Raw genomic sequence first — 4,558 nt, 5'->3', positions numbered from 1 at the left:
TTGTGGACGTTACATCCAATCAAGGAGTGAACTTTGCTCCCAAGGATACTGAAGGCGATTCGCAAATGTGGCAGGTTCTTTACTACATCATTGTGATAGTTATGGCATTCATTTTTGTGGTGCTTACGCGCGCGAGCATTGAAGCAGAATCTCCCGTCATTGGTACGTTATTGGCATCGGGCTACAGACGCATAGAGCTTATGCGTCACTACGTTATTTTGCCTATGCTCGTTGCTATTGCTGCAGCTATTGTGGGAAATTTGACTCAGTTTGTCTTTATTCGATTTACCTATGACATCTATAGCAGAAGCTATAGCCTGCTGCCCTTTGACCTAAAGGTTAATCCAGGAGTTTTCTTTCAAGTAACGGTAATTCCTGTGCTCTTACTTTTTGTCATTACCGTGCTTGGCTTAGCTTCAAAACTCAAATACACACCACTGGCCTTTTTGCGGCACGAAGCTACGCGTGTCCGCCGAGGTCATGGTTGGCCTCTACCTGCACGTTGGCCTTTCTTTACTCGTCTGCGCCTACGTGTGTTATCCAATAACATTGGCAGCGCATTCACTATCTTCTTTGGTATCTTTGCGACAGGAATTTTGCTGATTATGGGCCTCGGCATGATGCCAATAGTCGAGCATATGGCAGAGAAAATGGCTGATGCTATGCCCGCTCAGCATGTTTATACTCTGCGTCGTTCTGTAGAGTTGCCCGCTGAGGACGCAGCACTCGCATATCAAGCAGAAAAAGTTGAATTTGCAACTCTTCAGGTTTCCAAAAAATGGAATTGGGGCCCGATGGATATTACCACCTACGGCATTGATGCTCAGGGCCCTTATTGGAAGGATTTTGATGTACGTGATGGAAAAGTTGTTATTGGTGGTGGGTTAGCACAAAAGTCTGACCTTGCCGTGGGTAGCACACTTGCATTGCGTGACGCTTATCAGGACAAAAATTTCTCGGTAGTCGTCTCGGCAATTAGTGATAATAAAATCGATACGAATGTATATATGAGTCGTGAAAAGCTCAATGAACTGCTCGGCAACAAGGCAGTAGATTTCAATGGTTGGGTATCCAATAAAGATCTGCATTTTGACAAGCATGATGTGTTGTCTGATTTGACGCCAGACGGTGCGGGTAAGATGGCTGACCAGATGCGTGCATCGATGGGTGGCATGATGAACTTAATCGTATCAGCAGCGCTTATTATTTATGCCATTGTGATTTATTTGTTATCAAAAACAGTGCTTGAACGTAGTTCACGTGCAATTTCTCAACTCAAGGTATTTGGTTACCGCAGTGGTGAGTTAAGCCGTGTGTATATCCATGCCATCAGCTTGTGCGTGATTTTGTCGCTGATATTGACAGTTCCTGTAATAAAGCTTGCCTTTACAGGGATTTGCGAACTGATCTTTATGGATTACGATCTTGCGCCCGAGATTGTATTGCCGCCCATGCTGTATGTACAGTACATACTCATTGGCCTCAGCTGTTATGCGGTGGTAGCCATTGCCAATCATGTGCATTTGTCGCGTGTGCCGTTAGCTGTTGCACTCAAGAGTCAGGAATAAAACAGGTAGCTTTGAGGCCTGTAGTGTAAGTTGCTAGGAGCTGTTTTTAGCTACTTTTGTGAGGGATTGCGCACATGTACCTGTGTGATCATGGCAGCAAATTGCACCAAAGGCTAAAATAACGTGCTATTCGATTTGTCAGATCCGAGGGGGACCTATGCTGACGACCCTCTTTCTTCTTTCAATTGCTTTGCTTGTAGCGTTTCTTGCGCCGATTGTTGCGAGCATCATTCCTGGACGAGCAGTACCTGAGGTCGTGCTTTTGGTATTTGCAGGTGCCATTTTGGGTAGATGGCTGCCGATTGCAAACGATACAGGTATGGAATTTTTTTCCGAACTTGGCATGGCATTTCTCTTCTTGATGGCAGGTTTTGAAATTGAGCCAACAAAGATGTCGGGAAAGATGACCCGTCATGCCCTGCTTTCTTGGTTGGTATCGTTGGGGCTGGCATTACTTTTTATTCAAGGTATTTCTTCTGTTCGTTTTTCGGGAATAGCAGGCTATGCCTTTGCAATTGCACTAACTACCACGGCTTATGGCACACTTGCGCCCATCATGCGTGAACGTGGGCTGCTTGGCACGCGCGTGGGGCAGGCGGTCACGGCATATGGTGCGCTGGGCGAAGTATTGCCTATTGTCGCGATGGCTTTTTTGCTGTCAGCACGCGATCATATGGCGACCAGTGTGCTGCTGCTGTTGTTTATAGTGATGTGCGTGCTCATTGCAACGTTTCCTTTGCGCGCAAGAAAACTTGGAGGCAAATTACAAGCCTTTTTACAAAGCAATGCCGCAGCTAGTACTGAAGCGCCTGTGCGCGCCGTTACTTTGCTCTTGGTTTTCCTCGTATTTTTGGCAGAACGTTTGGGCTTTGATGCAGCATTAGGAGCGTTTGCAGCGGGCTTTACCTTGCGTGGTCTTTTGCCTGCGGGCAACGACCATCTTGAGTTGCGCTTGCGTGTGATTGCGAGTGGCTTTTTGGTACCCGTGTTTTTCTTTGTATCCGGTGCGGCGATTGATTTGACTGCGGCATTTGCAGATTTGAAACTGCTTTTTGGTTTCATTGCTTTGCTTGTGCTGGTGCGTGGAGGGGTAGTAGGCATCTCCCTGAATATGTGCTCTGAAACGCGTTCTATGAGTTGGCAAGAAAAGTTTTCCGCTGCGGCATACTGCACCATGGCTTTACCTTTAGTGGTTGCGGTTACACGGGCTGCAGTCAATAGTGGGGCAATGAGGGTTTCTGAAGCATCGGTTTTGGTCATGGCAGGAGCATTGACGGTGTTACTGATACCAATTCTTACCTCGCTGGTGCGCGTTACCAGCGCGACTCATCCTGTGGAAGCTGCTCGCGAAATTGCAGCTCACGAGCCTGTTTGGGAAGTTATCGAGCAGCACCGTTTGGAGTTGCGTCGAGAAGAGCAGCGTCTCAGAGAACTGCGTCGCCATGCACGCAGACATAAGATTTCTTCGACTGATTATTTGGCAACTGGTCATTTGCAGAGGGATAAGCAATTTGGCGAAAATGCTCGCCGCCAATCACATTCGCAGCGAACAGATTCAGACTAATGTACCATCGAGGGTCAAGTTTTAATGCATGTGGGTATACTTTCGCTTGGATTATGAGCGAGGCTTTGTTCTCGTTTTGCTCTGGAGGTTTGCTTCTATGGACTCTGCAATAGTGATTGGAGTGCTCATTCCCTTTTTGGGTACATCCTTAGGCGCAGCGTGCGTCTTTTTTATGCGCAATAATCTTTCCGAGACTGTAGACCGAATGCTGACTGGCTTTGCTGCAGGCGTTATGGTTGCGGCATCGATTTGGTCATTGATTATTCCTGCCATTGAAGGCTCAGCATCGTTGGGTAAATGGGCATTTTTACCAGCTTTTTTTGGATTTTGGCTCGGTATTTTATTTTTGTTATTTTTAGATCACGCTATTCCACACCTCCATGCGCATGCAAATGAAACAGAAGGCCCTGCTTCTAATCTGCGCCGTACCACGATGATGGTGCTTGCCGTTACCATGCACAATATCCCTGAGGGCATGGCCGTTGGTGTTGTTTATGCAGGTATGGCCCTTGGTGGAGCAGGAATTACTGCCTCTGCTGCGGCTGCACTTTCTTGGGGTATTGCAATTCAGAATTTTCCCGAAGGAGCCATTGTATCCATGCCTTTGCACGAAGAAGGGGAAAGCAAACTCAAAGCATTTGCCTTGGGTGTACTGTCTGGTGCGGTAGAACCCATCGCTGCAGTTATCACCCTGTTTGCAGCAGAACAAGTCGTTGCTATGATGCCTATTCTGCTATCTTTTGCGGCAGGTGCCATGATGTATGTTGTGGTAGAAGAGCTGATCCCAGAAATGAGTGCGGGTAAGCATTCTAATGTTGGCGTGCTGGCATTTGCCTTAGGCTTCACTATTATGATGGCGCTTGATGTCGCTTTGGGTTAAGACTTAGCCCACACACCTGTCGTTCGACGCTTTGAAGTCCCTCGGCTTGTGCGGTCTTGGTGAGGAACAATTTAACTAGAAAACTATGAGTTGACCCAAATAAGTAAACCATGTATAACTCTTTTGTTATAAGTAAGTGTAAGCTAACAAGGGAGAGAGCATGGGAGATTCACTTTTGCTGGGCACGTGCTATCAGCCTGAGGCGCTCAATAGCTCTGCCAGCTCAAATCCCGGCTCTAATGGTGAAAGTATTCATCAGCGTGAGAGGACTGAAGCAGCGCTCGCTCGTGAGCTCGTGGGTCGTCTCGTAGTGGGAGCAGCGGGGGTTATTTCTGGGATAAAACCAGCATCTTTAGTAAATTATGTCCCCCATGTGCTTGAATTATATGGAACTCATCCGCGTGCAGCACGTGCAGCAGAGCGCAAAGCCCTTTGCTGTTGTGCGCGAAATCTCGTTCGCTTTGGCTTGCGTTTGATTGTGCTGGATCGTCGCGGTGGTAGGGTAGTCCTCTTTATATATCGTCCCTGTGCTTTGAAGCAAGTACT

At 47.4% G+C, this 4,558-nt stretch carries 4 protein-coding genes; all 4 read left to right on the top strand.

The window, feature by feature from the left end:
* A partial coding sequence (locus tag Q0X25_RS07320) for an ABC transporter permease (RefSeq protein ID WP_298580638.1) occupies positions 1 to 1,568 on the top strand: 1,568 nt, incomplete at its 5' end.
* A gap of 157 nt (positions 1,569 to 1,725) precedes the next feature.
* Positions 1,726 to 3,132, top strand: coding sequence for a cation:proton antiporter (locus tag Q0X25_RS07315; protein ID WP_298580635.1), 1,407 nt, complete (start codon positions 1,726 to 1,728; stop codon positions 3,130 to 3,132).
* A gap of 97 nt (positions 3,133 to 3,229) precedes the next feature.
* Entirely contained in the window at positions 3,230 to 4,012 is a 783-nt protein-coding gene (locus Q0X25_RS07310) for a ZIP family metal transporter (protein ID WP_298580632.1), read from the top strand.
* Positions 4,013 to 4,172: 160 nt separating this feature from the next.
* The coding region (locus Q0X25_RS07305) for a DUF3793 family protein (RefSeq protein ID WP_298580629.1) at positions 4,173 to 4,558 on the top strand (386 nt) is incomplete at its 3' end.

This window comes from uncultured Olegusella sp. (genome assembly GCF_947253395.1).
Lineage (GTDB): Bacteria > Actinomycetota > Coriobacteriia > Coriobacteriales > Atopobiaceae > Olegusella.
The sequence above is the reverse complement of the archived record's forward strand: the minus strand, read 5'-3'. Positions and strand labels throughout refer to the sequence as shown.

What these genes read in the sequence shown, in the direction of transcription:
- Q0X25_RS07315 (WP_298580635.1), top strand. Translation starts at nt 1,726, where the DNA reads ATGCTGACGACCCTCTTTCTTCTTTCAATTGCTTTGCTTGTAGCGTTT.
- Q0X25_RS07310 (WP_298580632.1), top strand. Translation starts at nt 3,230, where the DNA reads ATGGACTCTGCAATAGTGATTGGAGTGCTCATTCCCTTTTTGGGTACA.